Raw genomic sequence first — 23436 nt, forward strand, 5'->3', positions numbered from 1 at the left:
GGTGAGGCGGGGGTGATCGTCCGCGCGCGACGGCGCGGGAGGCGACGGCAGGCCGCGGGCCGGAGGCCGACGGGCCATCCACAGGTCGGGTGAGGGCGGTCACAGCCATAGCATCGTGGGAATGTCACGACTCCTCGCCGACACGACGCCGCTGCGCAATCAGTACTTCCGGCGGCTGTGGCTGGCGAACATCGTCACCGTCATCGGATCGCAGCTCACGATCGTCGCGGTGCCCGCCCAGATCTACGAGATCACCGGCAGCTCGGCGTATGTCGGCCTGACGGGCGTCTTCGGTCTCGTCCCGCTGGTCGTGTTCGGACTGTGGGGCGGCGCCCTCGCCGATGTCTTCGACCGTCGGACCCTGCTGATCGTCACCTCGATAGGCCTCATCGTCAGCAGCGCGCTGTTCTGGGCACAGGCGGCCGCCGGCGGTGACAACGTCTGGATCATCCTGTCGCTCTTCGCGATTCAGCAGGCGTTCTTCGCGGTGAACCAACCCACCCGGACCGCGGTGTTGCCGCGACTCCTCGACGCCGGGGAACTCCCGGCGGCGTTGTCGCTCAACATGACCGTGATGCAGGCGGGGGCGATCGCCGGCCCGCTCGTCGGTGGTGCGCTCATCCCGGTGCTCGGCTACTCGTGGCTCTACTTCGTCGACACGCTCTTCCTGCTCCCCACGCTCGTCGCGGTCGTCTGGCTGCCGTCGCTGCGGCCGGAGGCCGACGCGGCGCCCAAGGTCGCGGGCGTGCGCTCGGTGGTCGAGGGCCTGCGGTACCTGACCGGGCACAAGATCCTGATGGCCTCGTTCCTCGTCGACCTCATCGCCATGATCTTCGGCATGCCCCGCGCCCTGTTCCCGCAGATGGCGCACGAGAACTTCGGTGGTCCCGAGGGTGGCGGCATCGCCTTCGCGCTGCTGTTCACCGCGATCTCCGCGGGCGCCGTGGTCGGCGGCGTCTTCTCCGGATGGGTGTCGCGCGTGCAGCGTCAGGGACTGGCGGTGATCGTCTGCATCACCATCTGGGGGGTCGCGATCACCGGCACGGGCGTCGCGGTGGCCTTCGCCGACGGCACCGCGATGCCGATGCTCGTCATCGCGGTGGTGCTGCTGATGATCGGCGGCGCAGCCGACATGGCGTCGGCCGCGTTTCGCCAGACGATCCTGCTCGCCGCGGCCAACGACGAGGTGCGCGGCCGCCTCCAGGGCGTGTTCATCGTGGTGGTCGCGGGCGGTCCGCGCATCGCCGACGTCGCGCACGGAACCGCGGCCGCCTCGATCGGAGTGGCCGCGGCCACCGCCTACGGCGGGGTGGCGGTGGTGATCGCGACCGTCGTCGCGGCGCTGCTGATCCCGGCGTTCGTGCGATACCGCGCAGGTCAACGCACCTAGTCGCGATCGGTTCCGGCCAGCGAACCGGGCGATTCGGTGTCACCATGGGTGCCATGACCGCCGACCAGACCGGCTTTCATGTGCCGATCATCGACATCTCGCCGTACGTGCGTCACGGTGACCCGGCCGACCGCGCGGTCGTGGCGGCGCAGGTCGACGATGCCGCGAGCTCGGTGGGCTTCATGCAGATCGTGGGCCACGAGATCCCGCCGGCGGTGATCGAGGAGTTCACCGCGGTGATGGACGACTTCTTCGCCCTGCCGCTGGAGGTCAAGAAGGCCTACTGCGCCCCGCCGGAAATCAACCGCGGGTACGCGCCGCCGAGGTCGGAGTCGCTGTCGTTGTCGCTGGGCGTCGAATCGGCCGGGCGGATGAACGACTTCTTCGAGGCCTTCAACGTCGGCGTGGAGGCCGACGAGTACCCCGACCTCGACCTTCCCGAGGAACACTACGCGCGCAACACCTGGCCCGACGTCGCGCACTTCCGGGCGTCCGTGTCGGCGTACTTCACCGAGGCCCGACGCGTCGCGCACACCCTGACCCGGATCTTCGCCGACGCCCTCGACCTCCCGCCCGACTTCTTCGAGGGCTTCACCGACCACTCCCTCGACGTCCTGCGCATGAACAACTACGCACTGCCGCCCGGCGAGGTGGAGTTGGACGGAGAGCTCACCGGCATGGGGGAGCACACCGACTACGGGATCGTCACCGTCTTGTGGGCCGACCAGGTGAAGGGACTGCAGGTCCTCGACAAGGAAGGCCGCTGGCACGACGTGACACCCGCCGACAGTGCGTTGCTGATCAACCTCGGCGACCTCATGGCCCGCTGGACCAACGAGCGCTGGATGTCGACGCTGCACCGGGTGAAGCCGCCGATCGTCGACGGCACCATCGCACGTCGACGCTCGGCCGCGTACTTCCACGACGGCAACATCGACGCGATGATCTCGACGCTGCCGTCGTGCGTCGGTGCGGGCAGCCGGTATTCACCCATCACCGTCGGCGAACACATCGGGACCAAGCTCGCGGGGTCGCGTGCCGGACGGCCGAACCCGTATGCGCGACGGGAAGCCGAGCGCGTGCGCCAGGCGATGCGCCGGGGCGGGCAGGGGCAGCAGTAGGGACGACGATCCGGCATTCGCCGGATCTCGACATCCGGTCAATCCGAGGTGATGATCCCCGGGTAGGTGGCGCGACGCGCGGCCGTCACCGGACAGTAGTGCATGGGGTTTCCGCGTTCGCTCTCCGGCGGGAGATTGCGCTCGGGCGTGTGCACGATCGGTGCGTCGACCGGCACCCTTCCCTTCACACGATCCCAGGCATCACGCGGACGCGGGTGGCGCAGATAGCGTTTCGGCAGGAGTTTGTGCATCACGATGTTGATGCACCTGCCCAGCAGGCGGAATCGGCGCTCGTCCTTCTCGGTCCATTCCAGTCCGAGGATCTCGCGGATCGGCTCGTCGTAGAAGCCGGTGGTCAGCCACATGAACAGCTTCTGGTTCTGCGGCACGAGGTACTTGTCCCAGATCGGCTTCGGGATGAAACTCAAGAACGGAGGCGGCGGCAGCTGGGTGATGTCGAGCACCGTGCGCACCGAGACGTGATCGCGGAGCACGTTGCGGCACATGTGGTCCCAGTATTCGAGGAAGTCCTCGTAGGTGTCCGGGACCGGACGCATGGACACGCCGTACTGCGCATACCAGGCCTTGGACTCCTCGAACAACTGGCGCTTCTGGTCCTCGGTGAGGAACGGTCCGAAACGCTCGCAGAGGCGCACGTTGCCGTACCAGAACGTGGCGTGCGCCCAGTAGAAGACATCCGGGTCGAGTGCGTGGTACCGCGAGCCGTCCTCCATCACGCCCTTGACGGTGCGGTGGTAGTCGCGGACCTCGTGCCCGGTCTTGGCGCCCGGGATCACCGAGTCGAAGACGACGCCGCTGATCGGGTACAGCGAACGCATCAGGCGTTGCCACCGCTCACCGAAGAAGTCGGAGTGGTCCCATACGGCCGCCCCGAGCTTGGGATGCATGTTCTGGATCGAGCCGGCCCACAGGCCCTGGAACATGCCCGTCCAGGTGCCCCAGATCTGCCAGGTCAACGAGTCCGGGCCGAGCGGTTCGTACTCGTGGGCGGCCTTGACGCCCTTGGCCCCGACCTCGAAGCCGTCCTCGGAGTACTCGGCGTCGGGTGAGCCTGTGGCGACGGGACAGCCGTCGCGCTCGGCCGGGGTGCCGTCGCTCGGCGTGGCGCCGGTGTGGACGGGGCAACCGCCCTGGGTGTCGTCCAGTAGCTCGGTCATGAGACGGAACTCTAGGTTTCGTCTCATCGGTGTGTCAACCGTCACGCATCACGACGGGTCCTCATGCGTGACGGCCCGATAACCCTTGGCCCCGGCCCGGTCGACGGCCGCGCGGACGAGTCCGAAGACCAGTCCCTGCAGGGCAGCCGCGGCGAACACCTCGCCGTTGCTGCGCCGGAGGTCCTTGGGATCGGGGGTGTCGGGGTCGTCGGAGATCCGCTTCCAGATCTGGCCGAACACCGCGCCGGCGGCGACGCCGCCGAGGACGCTGGTGGCCAGCGACAGCGGTTTGTAGAAGGTCTTGGACACGACACTCATGGCAGGTCTCCTGGGATAAGGGTGGATCAGCGGCGTCGGCGGACGATGAGGAAGGCGCCGAGGGCGACGACGGCGGCCACCGCGGCCCCGGCCAGTGCGTTGCGGTTCTCGGTGGCCTTGGTCCTCGCGGTGTGCGCGGTCTCCGACGCCGCGGCGCTCACCCGAGCCGGGACGTCGAGCTTCGCGGCGAGTGCGTCGACGGTCTCGGCGAGCTCTTCACGCTGCTGCTCGATCGGCGGGGGCGCGGCGGACTCGTCGCGGTCGGGTCGGTTGTCGTCGGGCATCTAGAGGCGCTCCTTCACGGTTGCGACGTCGCGCTGGACGCTCTCCACGGTGTGTTCGGGTGCGGGCGGCACCGCCGACTTCGCGCGCTGCGCGCCGAACGCCGCGGTCGCGCCGCCGATCACGAGCAATGCCACGCCGACGATCACCGCCGCGAGCCAGGCGGGGACGGCGTTCGCCAGGCCCAGCACCGCGGCCGCGACCAGCGTGCCGAGCCCCAACAGCGCGAACAGGGTGCCGGCACCGGAGATCCCGGCGCCGACGCCGATCCGGGTGCCTTTGTCCTTCATCTCGGTCACCGCATGCTGCAGCTCGGTTCTCACCAGCGTCGTCGTCTGATGCTGCAGGCGTTCGACGAGCTGGACGGTCGACAGGTCGTTCACTGACGGTTCGGTCACGGTCGTACCTCCGTGTCGGGGACTCCGACCGCGTTCCCGAGGGTCCGGAGTGCCAAACGTTCCGGCGGTGAACCCCGTTGCGCTCGATGCCGCAAAGCGGGCGCAAACGCAACGCAACCGGGCGCTGCGGCCCGGCTCATCTCGCCCGGAACCTGATCTCCGATCCCGGCGCGAGCTGCGCCGCCAGGTCGACCGACTCCGCGCTGAGCACCGCGACCACCGGATAGCCGCCGGTGACCGGGTGATCGGCGAGGAACAGCACGGGCCGTCCGCTGGGCGGGACCTGCACCGAGCCGTGGGCCACGCCCTCCGAGCGCAGCTCGCCGGCGTCGGGCCGGTGCTCCAGCAGCGGATGGGGCGAGTCGCCGGGACGGTCGAGGCGGACCCCGACCCGGTTGCTGTCGGCGCCGACGACCCAGGTCCCCGCGTACAGGTCCGACGCCGTGACCAGGTGGTCGGTGCGCGGCCCCTCGTGTACCTCGAGTTCGACGACGGGCGGGTGCTCGGTGTTCGGCGGTGCCGTCTGCGTGGGCGGCCACTCGTCGGTCTCCGAGCCCACCGGCAGCCGGGTGTCGGCGGCCAGCGGGGCGGGCCCGAGCCCGGACAACGTGTCGGTGGACCGGGAACCCAGCACCGGCGTGACATCGAATCCGCCGCGCACCGCGAGGTAGTTGCGGAGTCCCCAGCGGGGAGGATCGACGAACAGTTCGTCGCCGGCACGCAGCACGACGGCCGCGCCGAGCCCGACCGGCGTGCCGTTGACGCGGACCACGGTGTCGGCGCCGGTGACCACGGCGAGTGCGTTGCCGTCGGCGCGGACCCGCAGGCCGCCCAGGGTCGACTCGATGGTCGCCGCCGATTCGCGGTTTCCCACAAGGCGATTCGCCAGTTGCAACGACGCCCGGTCGGCGCCGCCGGAACAAGGGACGCCGAGGTGCGCATACCCTGATCGCCCGAGATCCTGGATCGTCGCGAGCGGTCCGGTCGCGACGACGGTCACCGTGGTCATCGGCGGGCCGGCTCCGCGTCCACGAACCGCACCACCCGGCCGGTCGAGAGCAGCGCGGGGGGCTCGGCGTGCTCGTCCCACAATCGGATGTCGGTGTGGCCCAGCAGTTGCCATCCGCCCGGGCTGGCCTTCGGGTAGACCGCGCTGTAGCCCGCCGCGATCGCCACCGCGCCGGCGGGGACGCGGGTACGGGCCTCCGCGCGTCGCCCCACCCGCTCGAACGGATGCGGAGCCGCGTCGTCGGCGACGAGATAGCCGAATCCGGGTGCGAAGCCCATGAACTGCACCCGCCACCGCGTCCGGGAGTGCAGGGCGATCACCTCGGCCGGCGAGATGCCCAGCAGGTCAGCGACATCCACGAGGTCCTCGCCGTCGTAGACGACCGGGATCACGATCTCGTCGGCCCGGGGATCGGGGCCCCGGCCGGCGCAGGCGTGGCGCCGCAATGCCCGGCGCACCCCCAGCTCGTCGACCCCGCGGCCCGGCCGTGCCTGCACCAGCAGGGTGTGCGCGCTGGGGACCAGGTCGGCGACGTCGCGGAGTTCGCCGCGCTCCACGGCGTCGCGGAGTGCCACGGCGGCGTCGAGCACCGCGGCCGACGGGGACTCGTCGGCCGAGAAGTCGAGCACGACCGCATCGGGTCCCGCCGGCAACTCACGCATGTCTCGAATCTACCGCCGCAAGCGCAACGGAATCGCGCACCCGCGGTGGCACACTGATGCCCATGAGGGAGATCGTCGTGTGCGGCGAGGCGCTCGTCGACGTCGTGGAACAACGTGCGCCGGACGCCCCGAACGACGGAACGCTCGCTCCGTTGCGGCCGGTACTCGGTGGCGGCCCGTTCAACACGGCGATCACATTGGGACGCTTGGGGAGTGCTGTCTCATTGTTGTCGGCGGTCTCCACCGACACCTACGGCGACGCCATCGTCGGCGCGCTGCAGTCCGCCGGTGTCGGGACATCCCTGCTGCAGCGACGCCCGGAGCCCACCTCGCTCGCCCTCGCGACCATCGGCGACGACGGTTCCGCGCGCTACACCTTCTACGTCGAGGGAACCGCCGACCGCCGCGTCGCCGACCCCGGCGGGCTCCCGCCGACGGTCCGCGCGGTGACGTTCGGGACGCTGTCGCTGGTCCTCGAACCCGGCGCGAGCGCCTACGAGGCCCTCATGCGCCGGTGCCACGACGAAGGCCGGTTGGTCGTCCTGGACCCGAACATCCGCGCGGCGGTGATCGACGACGCCGACGCCTATCGCCGGCGTTTTCGCAGGTGGCTGCCGTTCGTCGACGTCCTGAAGCTCTCCGACGAGGACGCGGCCTGGCTGGGCGAGGGGGCCGCTGGCAGCTCGGCGAGCCAATGGTTGGAGGAGGGCGTCGCGGCGGTGGTCACCACCTGCGGGTCGGCGGGCATCAGCGTGACGACGCCAGACCGTGAGATCACGGTGCCCGCGTGCGCCGTGGAGGTCGCCGACACGATCGGGGCCGGCGACAGCGTCCTGGGCGGGATCGTGCACCAGCTCGACCGACTGGGGGCGTTGTCGCCCGATTCGGTTCGCGCACTGGACATCAGCCGATGGCGTGACGTCGCCGAATTCGCAGCTCAGGTGGCTGCGATCACGGTCTCGCGTCCGGGTGCAGACCCTCCTTGGGCAAGCGAGCTGAGAAGCGGCTAGTTTATAGCTGTGTGTCCTACCCGGACACTGTCAAAACTTCTGATTCGAATAAGGGGTTCGTGTGTCTGCTGAAACAGTCCCAGCCGACCAGGCGTCCGACACGGCCTCAGCGACCTTCACCTACCCCGGTGGAAAGCTGGAGCTCCCGATCCTGAAGGCCACCGAGGGGACAGACTCGGTCGCTCTCGGCAAGTTCCTGGCCGAGACAAACCTGACCACGTTCGACAGTGGGTTCATGAACACCGCGTCGACGAAGTCGGCCATCACCTACATCGACGGTGAGCAGGGCATCCTCCGCTACCGGGGCATCCCGATCGAGCAGCTCGCGGAGAAGTCGACCTTCATCGAGGTGAGCTACCTGCTCATCTACGGCGAGCTCCCGACCCCGACCCAGCTCGAGGAGTTCACCACCAAGATCCAGCGGCACACCCTGCTGCACGAGGATCTCAAGCGCTTCTTCGACGGCTTCCCCCGCAACGCGCACCCCATGCCGGTGCTGTCGAGCGCGGTCAACGCCCTGTCGGCCTACTACCAGGACTCGCTCGATCCCAAGGACGACGAGCAGGTCGAGCTGTCGACCATCCGCCTCCTGGCGAAGCTGCCGACCATCGCCGCCTACGCCTACAAGAAGTCGGCCGGTCAGCCTTTCCTGTACCCGGACAACTCGCTGAGCCTCGTCGAGAACTTCCTGCGGATGACCTTCGGCTTCCCGGCCGAGCCCTACGAGGTCAACCCGGATGTCGCCAAGGCGCTCGACATGCTGTTCATCCTGCATGCCGACCACGAGCAGAACTGCTCGACCTCGACCGTCCGCCTCGTCGGCTCGTCGCAGGCCAACCTCTTCACCTCGATCTCGGGCGGCATCAACGCCCTCTGGGGCCCGCTGCACGGCGGCGCCAACCAGGCGGTCCTCGAGATGCTCGACGCCATCAAGGCCGACGGCGGCGACACCAAGAAGTTCATGGAGCGGGTCAAGAACAAGGAAGCCGGCGTCAAGCTGATGGGCTTCGGTCACCGCGTCTACAAGAACTACGATCCGCGCGCCGCGATCGTGAAGAAGACCGCCGACCAGATCCTGGAAACCCTCGGTGTCCAGGACGATCTGCTCGAGATCGCCAAGGGTCTCGAAGAGGTCGCCCTCAACGACGACTACTTCATCGAGCGCAAGCTGTACCCGAACGTGGACTTCTACACCGGTGTCATCTACCGTGCGATGGGCTTCCCGACGCGCATGTTCACCGTTCTGTTCGCGTTGGGTCGCCTTCCGGGCTGGATCGCCCACTGGCGTGAGATGCACGAGGATCCGACCACCAAGATCGGCCGTCCGCGTCAGCTCTACACCGGCTACACCGAGCGCGACTACGTGCCGATGAGCGATCGCTGAGCCGCTCGGTCCGATCCGCCCGGAACATCGACTGACCGCCGACTCAAAGGAGAGTCCCAGTGACCAGCACCGAAAAGCCCGAGGTCGAGTTCCAGGCGGGTCCGCCGCCGTCCGAGCTGACCATGACCGACCTGATCGTCGGTGAGGGCGCCGAAGCCGTGCGCGGCGGCGTCGTCGACGTCCACTACGTGGGTGTCGACTACGAGACCGGCGAGGAGTTCGACTCGTCGTGGGATCGTGGCCAGTCGGCCAACTTCCCGCTCGACCGGCTGATCCCCGGCTGGCAGGAAGGCATCCCCGGCATGAAGGTCGGCGGCCGCCGTCAGCTCACGGTTCCGCCGGAGCTGGCCTACGGGCCCGCCGGCGCGGGCCACCGGCTGTCGGGACGCACCCTCGTGTTCGTCATCGACCTGCTCGGGGTGGCCTGACGGCCACCAACCTGGTGTGGCTCAGGCGCGACCTGCGCCTGGGTGACCTACCGGCGTTACAAGCTGCCAGAGGGACCGACGATTCGTCGGTCCTTCTGTGCTTTGTGGTCGACCCTCGGCTGGCGCGGTCGTCGGGGGAGCGGCGGCTTGCGTTCCTGTTCGACTCGCTGCGCGAGCTCGACGACAGGCTCGACGGCCGGTTGCTGGTCGTGCGCGGGCGTCCCGACGAGGAGATCCCGCGTCTCGCGCGCGCCGTCGACGCGGAGGCCGTGCACATCTCGGCCGACTTCACCCCGTTCGGCAGACGCCGCGACGAGGCGGTCGCCGAAGCCCTCGGCGAGGTGCCGCTCGAGGCGACGGGATCTCCGTATCTGGTCTCGCCGGGACGTGTCACGAAGGACGACGGCGAACCGTACAAGGTGTTCACGCCGTTCTTCCGCCGGTGGCGCGACCACGGGTGGCGCAGGCCCGCAGAGTCCTCGGTGCCGTCCTCTGCGGTGGTCGACCCGGCGGACATCGCGAACAGCGGGCGGATCGCCGTCCCGACGGCGCCGGTGAAGCTGTCCTTCCCCGCCGGGGAGGACGCCGCGCGGCAACGCTGGGCGGAGTTCGTCGACGCCGACCTCGCCGACTATGACGAGATCCGCGACGACCCGGCCGCCGACGCGACGAGCCGGATGTCGGCATATCTCAAGTACGGCAACATCCATCCCCGCACGCTCGCCGTTGATCTCGGGAAAGGCAAAGGGGCGCAGGCGTATCTGCGCGAACTGGCCTTCCGCGACTTCTACGCCGACGTCCTCTGGCACTGGCCACACAGCTTGTGGCACAACTGGAATCGTCGGTTCGACGCCATCGAACTCGACACCGACGACGCGGCATATGAGCGATTCGAGGTGTGGAAGGCCGGTCGGACCGGCTTTCCCCTCGTGGATGCCGGCATGCGGCAGCTCAACGAGACCGGCTGGATGCACAACCGGGTTCGCATGATCACCGCGTCGTTCCTGGTGAAGGATCTCCACCTGCCATGGTGGTGGGGCGCGGAGTACTTCCTCGAGCAACTCGTCGACGGCGACATGGCCTCGAACAACCACGGCTGGCAGTGGGCTGCGGGCACGGGAACCGATGCGGCGCCGTACTTCCGGGTGTTCAACCCGCAGACGCAGGCGAAGAAGTTCGACCCGAAGGGCGAGTACGTCCGCCGCTGGGTCGGCGACGTGGAGGCCGACGACTACCCGGAGCCGATCGTCGACCACAGCGCCGAGCGGGCCGAGGCGCTGCGGAGGTACGGCGAGATCGGCGAGGCGTAGAACCGGTGCGCGCCATGTGCGTTCCTTTTCTACGAAATCCCCTTGAGCACCTCACCCCAGCTCATGCGCGATCCGGTGCGCAGGATTGATCGCTGGTAGATCCGCGCGGTCACCCAGGTCGCGGCGGCCGTGGCCAGTGCCATCAGCAGGTAGGTCACCACGATCTGCACGACGTCCGTGTCGCCGGTGGCGATGCGGATCGGCATGAGCGCCGCGCTGAACGGCGGAATCCAGCTCAGCGTCTCGACGATCGTCGAATCCAGTGCCTGCACACCGAAGATCCCCGAGTACAGCACCGCCAGCGACAACACGGTCAGCGGCGCCGACGACGAGCTGAGTTCCTCCTGCCGGGAGACGATCGCGCCGGACGCGGCATAAAGGGACGCGAAGAACAAGAACCCGAGCACGAACCATGCCAGCGAGGCCGCGAACATGCTCACGGCCGCGCCGGGCACGGTGAGGATGCCGGTCGCCGTCCCCGCGATCACGGCGGTGGCGCCGAGCAGGACCACCTGCGTCAGCACGACGGCCCCGATGCCGATCACCTTGCCCCACATCAGATGCAGCGGCTTGATCGTCGCCAGCAGGAGCTCGACGACGCGCGAGGTCTTCTCCTCGACGACGCCGACGGCGACCATGGTGCCGCCCATCGTGATCGCGAGCATGAGCAGCACGAAACCGACCATGGCGATGACGATCCGCTGGCCCTCGTCGGGCCGGGCTGGGTCGATACTGGTCACGGTGACGTCGACCGCGGGCAGGGAGGCGGCGTCGACGCCCCGGTCGGCGAGCGCGCGGGACAGGGCCTCCTGGGACACCGCGGTGCGGATGGGCCCCTCGACGGCCGGGTCGATCCCGTCCTTGCCGAGGATCACGTAGGAGCCGGCGGTATGGCCGGGGACGAGCGCGGCCGCGACGTCGCCGTCGGAGACGAGCCGCCTGGCCTCGTCGACGGACGAGGCGGGTTCCACATCGATGGTGGTGCCGGCCGAATCGGCGACGGCGACGATCGAGTCGGTGACCGATTGCGGCTGGGCGACGACGGCGATCTTCTCGGCGGAGTCGCCGCCGGCGAAGATCTTGAGCACGATCGCCCCCGCGATCAGCAGGACCATCAGCAGCCCGGTGCTGACCAGGAACGACTTCGTCCGCACGCGGGTGGTGATCTCGCGTTCGGCGACCAGCCGGATCGCCTGCGCCGCGCCGGCGGCGGGCGGGTTCTGGGTGGTGGGGTCGTGGAGCACGGTCATGCGGAGACCACCTCTCGGAAGAGTTCGGTCAGGGACGGGGCCGAGGTCGCGAATCGGTGGACGGGTCCCTGTTCCAGTGCGGCGGCGAGGATCTGCTGGTCGTCGGCCAACTGCGGGTCGATGAGCAGCCGGGTGGTCTCGCCGTACTCGACGTCGCGCACGCCGGGCAGATGGTCGGCCCAGGCGGTGTCGGTACGCGGTCCGCTCACCTCGAGGGTGAGGCCGCTGCGTGTGCGCAGGTCTTCCACGGTGCCGAGCGCGCGCATCTCGCCGCGGGCGATGATCCCGACCCGATCGCAGATCCGCTGCACGAGGTCGAGCTGATGCGAGGAGAAGATCACCGGGATGCCCTCGGCCGCCTTCTCCTTGAGGACGTCGCTCATCACGTCGACGGCGACCGGGTCGAGTCCGGAGAACGGCTCGTCGAGCACGAGCACATCGGGGTCGTGCACGAGTGCGGCGGCGAGCTGCACGCGCTGCTGGTTGCCGAGACTGAGGTCGGCGACGTCGTCGCCGAATCGGGAACCAACACCGAGGCGGTCGGCCCAGCGCCGCGCCGACTCCGCGGCCTCGGCGGTCTCCATCCCATGGAGTCTCGCGAGGAAGGTGAGTTGTTCTCCGACCTTCATCTTCGGGTACAGGCCGCGTTCCTCGGGCATGTAGCCGATGCGGCGCCGCAGATCGAGGTCGATGACGTCCTCGCCGATCAGCACGCGGCCCGCGTCGGGGGCGAGAACGCCGAGGATGATGCGCATCGTGGTCGACTTGCCGGCGCCGTTGCTGCCGACGAAGCCGAAGATCTCTCCGGGGTCGACATGAAAGGTCATGTTGCGCAGCGCGATCAGTTCGCCGTAGCGCTTGTGCAATCCGTCGACGATCAGTGGTGCGTTCATCGTTGGAGGTGGTCCTCTCGGACGGTGTCGGGAAGGGCGACGGCGAAGTCCTCGGGGTCGGGATCGGCCATCCACCAGGCGATGAGCATCGTCGGGACGCACACCGCGGTGAGGACGAGTGAGATGAGCAGGATCGCCGATCCGTAGACCCACTGGCCGGGAACCTCGTCCTGGCTGCTGAGGGCGATGAGCACGGCGTAGGGGATGAACATCGCTGCGGACAGGACGAAGAACCCGAACGACCGCGCCGAATTACGTTGTGCCAGCTGGATCTCGTCGAGAGCGGTCACCGGCGCGTCGGCCACCGACCCCGTGACGATGCGCAGGATCGTCAAGATCGTCAGCGCGGCGACGAGGCTGAAGCCGAACGGCAGGATGAACCAGGGCGTGCCGACGAAGGCGAAGCCCGAGCTGACGATGACCAAGGCCAGCGCGCACAGCAGTGCGACCACGAGACGCCGGAACGATCGCCGGTTGCGCCACGAGGTCAACCGGTGGGCGTGCTTGGCGTTGAACGCCTGGTGCCGGCGACCCCGCCAGTCCTCGTAACGTCGCCAGACCTGTGGTTTCGCCTCTTCCGGGAACGCCGAGTTGGGGTCGTTCATCGTTCACCTCCGTTGTCGTTGGCGGCCGAGTCGGTTGCGGTCACGTCGCCTCCGGGTACCCGAGGTGCGCGTCGGTACAACTCGGCGGACATGGCGCCGAACGGCGTACGGCTGAACACGGCCTCCACCGGCAGGTCGAAGACATCGCAGATGCGGAACGCCAGGTCGAGGCTCGGGTAGTTGTCGCCCCGCTCGAGGGCGCCGACGGTCTGCACGTTGATGCCGACGAGCGCTGCGAGGTCGGCCCGGGACATCCCCCGCTCGGCACGCAGGACGCCGATGCGGTTGTAGATGGGGAGCTTCGCCCCACGCCGTATTGGACTCACCTCACTCAGTGTTGGGAAAACACAACAGTTTGTCAATAGTTGGGAAGCGAAAAGAGGTCGCTGCAGGTCAGCGGGCCGGACGGGCCGCGCGGCGCCGCCGGGACGGCGTGCGCCAGGAGCGATGCTCACCTCACGCCGAGCAACTCCGCTGCCACCCGGGCCGCCTCCCGGCCCGCCCGGTTGGCGCCGATCGTCGACGCCGACGGGCCGTAGCCCAGGAGTTGGACGCGCGGATCGGCCTCGACCACGGTCGCGAGGCGTCCGGTCATGACGATGCCTCCGCCGGGCGCACGAAGACGCAGGGGAGCAAGGTGGTCGAGCGCAGAGCGGAAGCCGGTGTTCCAGAAGATGACGTCGACGTCGAGGTGTTCGGGGCCGCCGCCTTCGGTGGTGCAATCCCAGCACACCCCGGTCTCGGTGATGCGGGTGAACATCGGCCGCCACTGCAGGATGCCGTCGCGCCGGGCGGCCGCGATCGTCGGGGTGAGAGCGAGACCGGTCACCGAGACCACCGACGTCGGCGGCAGGCCGGCGCGGACACGGCGTTCGACGCGGGCCACGGCCTCGCGGCCCTGCTCCGGCGTGAACGGCTCCGGATCGAACACCGGCTCTCGCCGTGAGCACCAGAAGGTCTCGACGCCCGGGGCCTCGCGCGCGATCTCGATGAGCAATTGGATCGCCGAGATCCCCGCCCCGACGACGAGCACGCGCTGACCGGCGAACTCGGCGGGGCTCCGGTAGTCGTGTGTGTGCAGCTGGCGGCCCGAGAAGTCGGCCCTGCCCGGGATGTGGGGGATGAACGGCCGGTCCCACGTCCCGGTGGCATTGACGATGACGTCGGCGGTCACGCGCCGCCCGTCGCCGAGTTCCGCGCGGAACCCGTCGCCGTCACGCCGGACCGAACGGACGTGGACAGGCCGGTGGACGTTGAGTCCGAATCTCGCCTCGTAGCGGCCGAAGTAGTCGTGCACCGCCGCCGCGGCGGGCAGGTGGTCGCAGTCGAGCCCCAGTGCGTCGACGATGCCCCAGCCCGGCAGGTCGTGGACCCGGTTGGCCGTGGCCAGGGTCAGCGACGGCCAGCGGAACTGCCAGGCGCCGCCGGGGCCGGGGGCGTGGTCGAGGACCTGGTAGCGCTCACCGAGACCGAAGCGGTGCAGGAAGTACGCCGCCGAGAGCGCGGCCTGGCCGCCGCCGATCACCAGGACGTCCGAGTGGTCGGCGATCTGTGCCGGGGGAGTGTCGCCGGGTGCGCCTGCGCCGGTGTTCTGCACGTCACCACCCTGTCATGACCGTCCACACACGGTTCATCGGTAGGCTGTGCGACCATGATTCACTCCACCACCGACGGCGCCGTCGTCACCATCGAGCTGGACCGGGTCGAGAGGCGCAACGCCTTCAACGAGGAGCTGTTGACCGGCCTCGCCGACGCCTTCGACGTCGCGGTCGAAGGCGGTGCGCGGGCCATCGTGGTGACCGGGCGCGGTTCGGTGTTCAGCGCCGGCGCCGACCTCTCCGGCCCGGTGTACGACCCCGGCTTCCTCGAGAGACTGGTCGGGACGCTGGAGCGGATCGAGCGCACGCCCGTGCCGGTCATCGCCGCACTGAACGGCGCGGCCATCGGCGCCGGCGTGCAGCTGGCGATGGCCGCCGACCTGCGGGTGATGGCGCCCGACGCGATCGCCGCCATCCCGGCCGCGAAGATCGGTGTCGCCGTCGACGAATGGACCATCCGGCGGCTGGTCTCCCTGGTGGGGGCGGGACAGGCCCGCGGCATGCTCATCGGCTGTGAGCCGCTGAACGCCGACCGTGCACACGCACTGGGCTTCGCCAACCGGATCGGCGATCTCGCGGACGCACAGCACTGGGCCGCGACCATCGCCGAGTTAGCGCCGCTCACCCTGCAGCACTACAAGCTCGTTCTCAACGGCGACGGCGCACGTGATCCCGCTCCGGCCGAGCGGGATGCCGCCATGCGTCGCGCCTGGGAGAGCGACGACATGCTCGAGGGGCGCGCCGCGCGCCAGGAGAAGCGCGCTCCCCGGTTCGTCGGACGCTGAGCCGACGCGTTCGCGGCCGTCGGCGATGACCCGCGTGCGCCGCTGAGGCCGACCGGTGCCGGGGCGCCGACGGCGGGCACGTCGTGCCGGGCGCGTGCACACTGGACTGCATGCGCGACATCCTGCCCGAGCTCGTCGGCCTCCTGACCGGGGCCGACGCCCGGCCGGTGGCGCTGTGCCGCGTCGTGTCGACGGCGGGTTCGGTGCCGCGCGACCTCGGGGCGGCGATGGTCGTGACCGCCGACGACACCGTGATCGGCTCGGTCTCGGGCGGATGCGTCGAAGGCGCGCTCGTGCACACCGCGCGGCAGGTCCTCGACGACGGCACCGCGGTGGTCGAACCGTTCGGCGTCGCCGACCCGGAAGACCCGGCACCGGGACTGACCTGCGGAGGGCAGATCGAGGTCCTCGTCGAGCGGGTGGAGGCGAGCCCCGAACGGCTGCGGCAACTCACGCTTCTCGTCGATGCGCTCGACGCCCACCGGCCGATCGCACTCGCCACGACGCTCACCGGGCGACCCGACTGGTATCTCGGCACGTCGGAGACCCACGAGCCGTGGCGCCGCCTCGACCGCGACGTCGCCGACATGCTGGCGACCGGACGCAGCGGCATCATCGGCGTCGACGACTGCGAGACGGCCGATCCCGCCGACGCTCAGGAGCGTCCCCGGACCTTCGTGCAGAGCTTTGCGCCGCCCGCGCGCCTGATCCTGGTGGGCGCCAACGACTTCGTCCGCGCGCTGAGTTCGCTGGGTGCGCGGCTCGGCATGCGGGTGACCGTCGTCGACGCCCGTCCGGTGTTCGCCACCCGGCAGCGGTTTCCCGACGCGGACGAGGTGGTCGTCGGCTGGCCGGACCGTTACCTCGCCGAGCAGCTCCGGGGCGGGCGCGTCGGCACGACGACGTCCTTGTGCGTGATGACCCACGATCCCAAGTTCGACGTGCCGACCCTGCGAACAGCCCTGCAGTCGGGCACATTCGGGTTCATCGGCGCGCTCGGATCGCGGCGGACAGTCGACGATCGCAACCGTCGCCTCCGTGAGGAGGGCGTTCGCGAGCAGCAACTCGCTCGACTGCGGTCGCCGCTCGGACTCGACCTGGGCGCCCACACCCCGGACGAGGTGGCGGTGTCGATCGCGGCACAGCTCATCGCCGAACGCCAGGGCGCCTCGGCGGCGCCGTTGCACGTGACGACCGGGCCGATCCATCACAGCCGGCCTCCTGGTTGAGTATTGCGAGGATGACCTAGGCCACTGTGTCGAACCAAACAGGCGTTGGTACGCAGTACACCGAAACCAACAGCAGGAATTTGTTCGTGGTCAGATGAGCGACGTCGGAGCGATTGGTGGCGGGTGGTCAGTTGCGCACCGCGTCGGGCTTTGCGAGCTTAGAACCCGATCGGTGGGCGCGGTCAGTCGGAAATGCTCAGTACCGCCTGTAGTCCGGGGTCCGTGCTTGGCCTACGACAATCTTGCGATTGCGGCGGCTTTGGCAGCTTTGAACTCGTCGTCATCGAGTAGGCCACGCAGGTGCATATCAGCGAGTCTTTCCAATTCGTCGGCCAAACCGACACCGGCTGTATTGGCTTCGGATACAGGCGTCGATGCCGGTCGCTCGTGAACCACCACCTGAGGACGCTTGTATTCCATGATTCTCTGTTGCAGTTCGTTCAAAGTCGGCTGAGCTTCCCGGTAAGTTGGCTTTCCCAGGGGAAGGCAATTCGACAGCGTGTAAGGGTCGTCGCTTGCCTGAGTGCGTGATTTGTTCGTGGACCGCCAGAAATCGTGGTTTCCGGACCCCTGGTAGCTCGGGGTCAGCACTTCTAGGACGCCGTTCACGAATCCTCCGTTGTACTCGATGTTTGTGATCTCGGCGTACGGAAATGTTGTCTCTCGGCCACCGCCAAGCGATCCAGCCATGAAACTGGTCATTCCCCCGGTCTTACTTATCAATAGGCGGTCTTCGAATGCTACGAGTCTTCCCCCGCTTCCGGCGTTGATTATGAACCAAGGCAATTCATTTGGGCGTGAGTGACGGTCGATGTCCTCCCACCACTTGTCTTTCATTGGTGAGCCGAAGATCTCGACCTGATCGCGCCTACTGATCCGATCCTTTTCGGCCTGGAGTGATGCGCTCGTTTCGTGACGTCGCTCGGCCAATTCTCGAGCAACCTGGGGGTCAACTCCGGTCCTGTGCAGATACTCGGCGTAGTAGCGCGCGAAGTCCACTTCCTCCTTATGGAGGAGCCCGAAATTGACCTCGCCCTCGTCTGTCAGGACGCGCATGCTCGTGCTGCCCGCCTTGGTTGGGAACTCGACTGCGCGCACTTGGTCCGCAAAGACCTCAACGGGAATGCGCTGCTGAGCGTTCTGTCCAGCAGGATAGAAGCCGATTATCCTGGCGTTCGTGATCGCAGTACCGACGGTCACCGGTTTGAATCGTGTTGCATTGGTGATTGCCCAGATTGTCTCGCCTGGTAACAAGTCGGCGGCCAGAGTAGCGCACCACTTCTCTGCCTTCTTCTCTTTAACCTTTGGGCTGCGCTCTGCCACCTCGACCACCTCCGATAGAACCGCTGATTCAGTCATGATCACATACGTAACCGACGAATTTCGCTGAAACCTTGTGCGCTATTAGCCTCGATCTTTCGTGAGGTGGCGGTCGTCTGTTGGGTGGCCCGGGTGGGTGGTCTGAGGACCGGATCTCCGGGCGTAGGCCGTGAGAGGTGCCCGACGCGTCGGTGGGCGTCGGGGTTCACGGCCCCGAGGTGGAACGTCCTTTCTGGATCAGAGGTCAGGTTGGCTTGATGTCAGGCAGGTGCGGGAAGTGCTGCGAGTCTTGAGATCCCGTCGAGCAGCAGTCCAACATGTGGTGCGTGGGCGGCAAGCTTCAACCGGGTTCGGCGGGCGTGGCGGCTGATCTTGGCGGCGATCGAGAACACGCGGTGGCGCAGTCGTTTGGGTTCCCACCGGCGAGCGGGATGATCAGCGAAGGCCAGCAGCTGGGTCCAGGCGATCAGCTCGCAAGCGAGCATCACGATGGCACACCAGATGCGGTTCTGATCGAATCCGTGCAACGGAAGATTGGTCAGGCCACAGTCTTTCGCCGTGCGGACCCGGTCCTCGCAGCGTGCGCGTCGCCGGTGACGCAGTTCCAGATCGGCGAGTTGGCCACGAACGGTGTTGGTGGCGAACGCGGTCACCCGCAACCCATCACGATCGGTGAAGCGTAGCTGCGCACCTGGATGCGGGCGCTCCTTGCGCACGATCACTCGCATGCCTTCGGGCCAGCCCGATAGGTCGATCAGCCCGGTCAACTCGGCCACCCACGCCCCGTCGCGCTCGATGCCCTCGGCGTCGTAGGCCGGGGTCCAGGCCTCGGGACTGATCCGGTCGATCGCGGTTGCGGTCGCTTCGGTGAGCCCGAACCCGACCGAGTACGCCAGGCGTCGTCGGGTGAGGTAGTCGACGAACTCGTGGGTGCCGCCGGCCGAGTCGGTGCGCACCAGCACCGACTTGCCAACCCGATAGCCCGCCACGTGCGGTAGCTGCTCGAGTGCGGCGGCGGTGACCGCGATGTGATCGGCAGCGGTATTGGCACCAGCATTACCCGGGCGCAACTCGATCGCTAGGGGTTCGCCGGTGCCGTCGCTGCCGTGATCGACGAACGCACACAGCGGGTGAAAACCGAACCCCCGCTTGTAGGTTGGTGCCGCATCCTGTTTCTCCGAGTGCGCGGTCACCAAAGTGGCGTCGAGGTCGACGATCACCGGGTCAGCGACGTCGGCGTCATGGTCGGGAGCAGTGGCACCGGCTGCTGACCAGCACGCTGCCCGCGCGGCAGCACGCGCGGTCGCAATCGCCGACAGCGCCGCCGGCGCATCATCGGCCAACGTCGAGATCAGGCGCGACACCGTCGGATCAGAGGCGACCTGACCGAACACCGCCGGGTCGGCGCGTAACTGGTTGATGTCGGCCAAACAGTCGCCACCGATCGCGACCGCCACGGCCAGGTCCGAGATGATCTTGCCCGGATCATGAGTCGCCAAAGGTTTGCGCCACGGCGCCAACGCCTCGGATAATCGGCTGGTCAGACCCGTTTTCTCCGCAGCCCGGAGTAACACCGCGGCGCCGGCGTGCGACACGACCCCGGTTCCGGTGCCATCTGCAGACAGCGTGGGGTACGGCGACGTAGACTTGCTCACCTGAATGGTGCTCCTCGATCTGGTCCGATTGATACCTTCGCAAGTTCAATCATCCCAGTTCAGGGCACCATTCTTTATTCACGACACGAATTCAGCGTGAAAGCGCGAGGTTAGGCTGCGCCCAGGGAAGTGGTATGCGGTCACCGCGGATAGCTCGAGGCCGCGCTCGACGCGTCGTCGAACCGTGAAACTGTGCGCCTCAGTCGCCGAGCACCCGGCGCAGGTATCCGTTCGCGAACACCCGCGACGGATCGAAACGATCTCGCACGCTCAGGAATTCGTCGAAACGGGGGTAGACGCTCCGCAGGTACTCGGCGTCGCGCGTGTGCATCTTGCCCCAGTGCGGGCGTCCGCCGACCGCGGTCAGGATCGCCTCGACGTCGGCGAAGTAGGCGTCGGAGTCGGCCGGGTCGTCGCGGTGGTAGCGGTGGACGGCGATGTAGCCGCTGGTGCGTCCCGACGCCGTGGACAGCATGAGGTCGTCGGCGGCCGCGGCGCGCACCTCGATCGGGAAGCTGACCCGGTATCCCCGCCGGTCGATCATCGAGCGGATCTCGCGCAGCGCATCGGGCAGGTCCTCGAGCGGGATCGCGTACTCCATCTCGCGGAAGCGGACGTCGCGATTCGAGACGAACACCTTCGTCGAGGCGTCGGTGAGCTCGCGCGCCGAGAGGCTGCGCCCGGCGAACGCGTTGATCTTCGGAACCAGGTCCGGTGCGCGCCTGCCGATCTCGCACAACAGCCGGAACACCTTGTTGCTCAGCAGCTCGTCGTCGAGGTAGCGGCGGAATCCCGACGGCCCGCTCACCGCGGCGTCCGCGGGCAGGCGCGTGTTGGTCTTCACCAGCGCGCAGTCGGTGTGGGGGAACAAGTAGAACTCGTGGTGGTCGGCCGCTGCGACCCGGTCGAGGAAGCCCTCGATCGCCTCGGTCGCCGACGCCGGTCCCTCCACCGCGTGCAGCCGGAAGTCGTCCACGCAGTTCAGCGTGATCTCGACGAGCACGCCCAGCGAGCCGAGACCGAGTGCAGCGGCCGGGAAGTCGGGATCCTCGGGGCCCAGTCGCACGATCTCGCCCGTGCCGTCCACCAGGGTGACCGCGGCGATCTGGGTGGCGATGCCGCCGAACGCCAGTCCGGTGCCGTGGGTTCCGGTGGAGGTCGCGCCGGCGATGGTCTGCCGGTCGACGTCGCCGAGGTTGGCCATCGCGAGACCATGCGGCGCCAGCAGCGCGGGGATCTCGTGCAGGTGGGTGCCGGCCTTCAGGGTGACCTGCTTGCCGTCGACGCCGACGAGGCCACGCAGACCGGACAATTCGAGCTGCACGTCGTCGGCGACGGCGATGGGGGAGAAGCTGTGTCCCGCGCCGACCGTCTTGACCGTCCCGCCGCGTTCGGCGGTCTCGCGCACGATCGTCGCGATCTCCTCGGCGCTCGACGGCGAGATCACCCGGTTCGGTGTGCAACTCGCGGTGCCGCCCCAATTGCGCCAGCGGTCCGCCGGACTCGCCGTGGTCGCCTTCACAGGAAGCACTTCCCCTCACCCCGGTAGGTCGGGATCACCTCGGTCACGACTGCGCGTCCGGCGTCGTCGAGGTCGATCACGGCCACCTGCCGGGCGCGCTCGCAGACCTCACCGGACTTGGTGTGCCGGAACCATACTCGATCACCGACGGCGAGTGCGGAAGCGGCACGTCCGCGCAGCGGGGTCTGGACCTCGCCGGCGGCCTCGGCGCCGAGGTAGTCGAGGCCGCGCGGCCACACCGGCTTCGGGAGCCGGTCGGCGCCGGGCGGGCCCGACGCGATCCAGCCGCCGCCGGCGCAGGTGACGATGTCGCGCGCGGGCCTGCGGACCACGTCGAGTCCGAACGCCAGCGCGGGCGCGGGCCGGAAGTGGGCGTAACCGTCGAAGAGGTGACCGCCGAAAAGGCCGCTGCCGGCGGCGATGTCGGTCACCGAGCGATCGCGCGCGGTCTCTTCCAGCGAGCCCGTGCCGCCCCCGTTGACGAACTCGAGGTCGGCGAGCTCCCGGAGTTCGGCGATGACCTTGCCGCGCCGGCGGCGGAGCTCGGCCATCGAACGACGCTGCATCAGCGAGACGACCTTGTTCATCGCGGCGCGGCCGGGCACCCTGTTCGCGACCCCGGCCACCTGCGCCTCGTAGGACATGACCCCGACCAGGTCGAAGCCGTCACGGGCGGCGACGGTCCGGGCGAGGTCGAGGGCCTCCCGTCGTGAGTGGACCGGCGACCTGCGGACGCCGACGTGGACGCGACCGCCGAGCAGTCGGTACGAGGCGTCGAGGTCGAGGGCGACGCGCACCGGGCGGCGCGATGCGGGCGGTGCGACGAAGTCGACGATGTCGAGCTGGTCGACCGAGTCGACGAGCAACGTCACCCGCGACGTGGCGACCTCGTCGGTCACGAAGGCCGCGAGCGCATCCCGCCGCACCGTCGGATAGCCGACGAGGACGTCGGCGATGTCGGTGGTGGTCGCCAGCCAGTGCGCCTCGGCGAGGTCGTAGGCCAGCACGCCGTGGAACCCTGGGCGCGTGGCGAGGTCGGCGACGACCGACCGGACCCGCAGCGACTTGCTGGCGATTCGGATCGGGACGCCGGAGGCGCGTCGGAGCAGATCGGCGGCATTGTGCTCGAGCGCCGACCGGTCGAGGGCGAGCACCGGGGCGTCGAGCCCGGCGTCGCGGACCGCCTGATCGATTGCGGCCCAGTATCCGTCGGGGTCGCGCACCCACAGTCCGTCGCCGAGCGGGCCTCGCGCGGAGGGGTCGGGCCGACGGTCAGTCGACTGTGACATAGGTCGACAGCTGATCGGAGACGGCGCCGATGATCGAGTCGATCACCTTCTCGTCCCCGGTGCTCAGGTGGATCAGGGTGATGGAGTTGGTCGCGGCGATGACGAACGGCCCGAGCTCCTCGACGGGGCGGTTCCAGGTGACCGGGGCGTTGTCGGAGATGGCCCGGAGGCCCTCGGCCGCGATGCGGTAGAGCTCGCGGTACATCGTCTGCCCGACTTCCTGCAGCTCCGGGTGGTTGTGGGCGTAGATGCCCAGCGCGATCGCCGCCTGCATGCGGCCCGGGTCGGCCTTGAGCAGGTCGTAGAACGCGTGGAACTGCCGTTCCATGTTCCGGCGGATGACCTCTATGGTCGTGGGCTCTTCGTAGTCGGCGGCGGGGAGCACCGCGTTGAGCATCCGTTCGATGTCGACGGGTACCGCCTGCTCCATGACCGCGTTCAGCAGCGCGGTGCGGCTCTCGAAGGCGTAGTGGAAGCTCGCGAGGGGCATACCGGCGTGTGCGCAGATCCGGCGGGTGGTGGCACCCTCCACGCCGTGATCGGCGATCACGCGGTAGGCCGACTCGATGAGCGCGCGACGACGTTCTTCAACGGACATCCGGGCCACGACGGTCTACCTTCGGGTGAGCATGCGCCAGCGCATGTGGTCTGAACGGTTTCGCGAAGCTTAGCAGTGCGATAAGGGCCGTCAGCGCGGTTCACCGCCGAAAACGCACGGATCGTCCCATCGCTCACGAGTGCCCGGGGCCCGTCGGCAGGCCGTGCCCCGCGGGATCGCGCCTGCCGACCTTCACTGTCCG

Annotated in this window: 24 protein-coding genes; 8 read left to right on the forward strand and 16 right to left on the reverse strand. The window is 68.5% G+C overall.

Going from position 1 to position 23436, the window contains the following annotated elements; genetic code table 11:
* The first annotated feature begins 121 nt into the window (after window positions 1-121).
* Window positions 122-1390 carry an MFS transporter gene (locus tag E1P53_RS17455; protein ID WP_131735016.1) on the forward strand — a complete coding sequence of 423 codons (1269 nt, stop codon included), beginning with the start codon at window positions 122-124 and terminating at the stop codon, window positions 1388-1390.
* A 44-nt stretch (window positions 1391-1434) separates the two neighbouring features.
* A complete protein-coding gene (locus E1P53_RS17460) occupies window positions 1435-2511 on the forward strand; it encodes an isopenicillin N synthase family dioxygenase (protein ID WP_131735017.1) in 1077 nt (358 codons plus the stop codon).
* Window positions 2512-2549: 38 nt separating this feature from the next.
* On the opposite strand, the gene E1P53_RS17465 is transcribed toward E1P53_RS17460, so the two are convergent.
* The 6 genes from E1P53_RS17465 to E1P53_RS17490 form a co-directional block, all read right to left on the reverse strand.
* Entirely contained in the window at window positions 2550-3689 is a 1140-nt protein-coding gene (locus E1P53_RS17465) for an oxygenase MpaB family protein (RefSeq protein WP_131735018.1), read from the reverse strand.
* 48 nt (window positions 3690-3737) lie between these two features.
* Complete coding sequence (locus E1P53_RS17470; RefSeq protein WP_131735019.1) at window positions 3738-4007, reverse strand: DUF4235 domain-containing protein; 270 nt, start codon at window positions 4005-4007, stop codon at window positions 3738-3740.
* A gap of 26 nt (window positions 4008-4033) precedes the next feature.
* Window positions 4034-4291 (reverse strand): DUF3618 domain-containing protein, encoded by a 258-nt coding sequence (locus E1P53_RS17475; RefSeq protein ID WP_006898782.1) that lies wholly within the window; start codon window positions 4289-4291, stop codon window positions 4034-4036.
* Window positions 4292-4687 carry a phage holin family protein gene (locus E1P53_RS17480; RefSeq protein WP_131735020.1) on the reverse strand — a complete coding sequence of 132 codons (396 nt, stop codon included), beginning with the start codon at window positions 4685-4687 and terminating at the stop codon, window positions 4292-4294.
* 136 nt (window positions 4688-4823) lie between these two features.
* On the reverse strand, window positions 4824-5696 hold the full coding sequence (locus E1P53_RS17485) for a 5-oxoprolinase subunit C family protein (protein WP_131735021.1): 873 nt from the start codon (window positions 5694-5696) through the stop codon (window positions 4824-4826).
* Window positions 5693-6358: a 5-oxoprolinase subunit B family protein gene (locus tag E1P53_RS17490; protein WP_131735022.1), complete on the reverse strand. Its 666-nt coding sequence runs from the start codon at window positions 6356-6358 to the stop codon at window positions 5693-5695. Before E1P53_RS17490 ends, E1P53_RS17485 begins: the two co-directional genes overlap by 4 nt.
* 62 nt (window positions 6359-6420) lie before the next feature.
* Here E1P53_RS17490 and E1P53_RS17495 point away from each other — a divergent pair, with 62 nt between their 5' ends.
* The 4 genes from E1P53_RS17495 (at window position 6421) to E1P53_RS17510 (ending at window position 10490) form a co-directional block, all read left to right on the forward strand.
* Complete coding sequence (locus E1P53_RS17495; protein ID WP_131735023.1) at window positions 6421-7368, forward strand: carbohydrate kinase family protein; 948 nt, start codon at window positions 6421-6423, stop codon at window positions 7366-7368.
* 61 nt (window positions 7369-7429) lie between these two features.
* On the forward strand, window positions 7430-8752 hold the full coding sequence (locus tag E1P53_RS17500) for a citrate synthase (protein ID WP_006898787.1): 1323 nt from the start codon (window positions 7430-7432) through the stop codon (window positions 8750-8752).
* 122 nt (window positions 8753-8874) lie between these two features.
* Window positions 8875-9180: an FKBP-type peptidyl-prolyl cis-trans isomerase gene (locus E1P53_RS17505; protein ID WP_210755584.1), complete on the forward strand. Its 306-nt coding sequence runs from the start codon at window positions 8875-8877 to the stop codon at window positions 9178-9180.
* A gap of 14 nt (window positions 9181-9194) precedes the next feature.
* Window positions 9195-10490: a cryptochrome/photolyase family protein gene (locus tag E1P53_RS17510; protein WP_131735024.1), complete on the forward strand. Its 1296-nt coding sequence runs from the start codon at window positions 9195-9197 to the stop codon at window positions 10488-10490.
* Window positions 10491-10519: 29 nt separating this feature from the next.
* Here the strand turns inward: E1P53_RS17510 and E1P53_RS17515 are convergent, their stop codons facing one another.
* From E1P53_RS17515 to E1P53_RS17535, 5 genes are all read right to left on the reverse strand, one after another.
* Entirely contained in the window at window positions 10520-11740 is a 1221-nt protein-coding gene (locus E1P53_RS17515; protein ID WP_131735025.1) for an ABC transporter permease, read from the reverse strand.
* Window positions 11737-12633 (reverse strand): ABC transporter ATP-binding protein, encoded by an 897-nt coding sequence (locus E1P53_RS17520; RefSeq protein ID WP_131735026.1) that lies wholly within the window; start codon window positions 12631-12633, stop codon window positions 11737-11739. The genes E1P53_RS17515 and E1P53_RS17520 overlap by 4 nt, the downstream gene beginning before the upstream one ends.
* Window positions 12630-13238 carry a hypothetical protein gene (locus E1P53_RS17525; protein WP_131735027.1) on the reverse strand — a complete coding sequence of 203 codons (609 nt, stop codon included), beginning with the start codon at window positions 13236-13238 and terminating at the stop codon, window positions 12630-12632. Before E1P53_RS17525 ends, E1P53_RS17520 begins: the two co-directional genes overlap by 4 nt.
* Window positions 13235-13564, reverse strand: a complete 330-nt coding sequence (locus E1P53_RS17530; RefSeq protein WP_109237242.1) for a helix-turn-helix transcriptional regulator — start codon at window positions 13562-13564, stop codon at window positions 13235-13237. The genes E1P53_RS17525 and E1P53_RS17530 overlap by 4 nt, the downstream gene beginning before the upstream one ends.
* Before the next feature lie 125 nt (window positions 13565-13689).
* On the reverse strand, window positions 13690-14835 hold the full coding sequence (locus tag E1P53_RS17535) for an NAD(P)-binding domain-containing protein (protein ID WP_244941218.1): 1146 nt from the start codon (window positions 14833-14835) through the stop codon (window positions 13690-13692).
* A gap of 54 nt (window positions 14836-14889) precedes the next feature.
* On the opposite strand from E1P53_RS17535, the gene E1P53_RS17540 reads away from it, so the two are divergent.
* Entirely contained in the window at window positions 14890-15621 is a 732-nt protein-coding gene (locus tag E1P53_RS17540) for an enoyl-CoA hydratase (protein ID WP_131735028.1), read from the forward strand.
* 110 nt (window positions 15622-15731) lie between these two features.
* Window positions 15732-16850: an XdhC family protein gene (locus E1P53_RS17545; protein WP_131735029.1), complete on the forward strand. Its 1119-nt coding sequence runs from the start codon at window positions 15732-15734 to the stop codon at window positions 16848-16850.
* 231 nt (window positions 16851-17081) lie between these two features.
* Here E1P53_RS17545 and E1P53_RS17550 read toward each other — a convergent pair whose 3' ends face one another.
* The 5 genes from E1P53_RS17550 to E1P53_RS17570 all read right to left on the reverse strand — a co-directional run bounded on the left by E1P53_RS17550 (window position 17082) and on the right by E1P53_RS17570 (window position 23234).
* Window positions 17082-18173: a hypothetical protein gene (locus E1P53_RS17550; protein WP_006898797.1), complete on the reverse strand. Its 1092-nt coding sequence runs from the start codon at window positions 18171-18173 to the stop codon at window positions 17082-17084.
* 257 nt (window positions 18174-18430) lie between these two features.
* The gene (locus E1P53_RS17555) at window positions 18431-19825 is read right to left on the reverse strand and encodes an IS1380 family transposase (protein WP_131733946.1); all 1395 of its coding nucleotides are present in this window, start codon (window positions 19823-19825) and stop codon (window positions 18431-18433) included.
* Between the two features lie 199 nt (window positions 19826-20024).
* A complete protein-coding gene (locus E1P53_RS17560; protein WP_131735371.1) occupies window positions 20025-21347 on the reverse strand; it encodes a D-arabinono-1,4-lactone oxidase in 1323 nt (440 codons plus the stop codon).
* Window positions 21344-22636: an alanine racemase gene (locus tag E1P53_RS17565; RefSeq protein WP_040526236.1), complete on the reverse strand. Its 1293-nt coding sequence runs from the start codon at window positions 22634-22636 to the stop codon at window positions 21344-21346. Before E1P53_RS17565 ends, E1P53_RS17560 begins: the two co-directional genes overlap by 4 nt.
* Window positions 22620-23234, reverse strand: coding sequence for a TetR/AcrR family transcriptional regulator (locus E1P53_RS17570; RefSeq protein ID WP_174320686.1), 615 nt, complete (start codon window positions 23232-23234; stop codon window positions 22620-22622). Before E1P53_RS17570 ends, E1P53_RS17565 begins: the two co-directional genes overlap by 17 nt.
* Between the last annotated feature and the right edge of the window lie 202 nt (window positions 23235-23436).

Source organism: Gordonia paraffinivorans, from assembly GCF_900683595.1.
In the GTDB taxonomy this organism is placed as follows: domain Bacteria; phylum Actinomycetota; class Actinomycetes; order Mycobacteriales; family Mycobacteriaceae; genus Gordonia; species Gordonia paraffinivorans.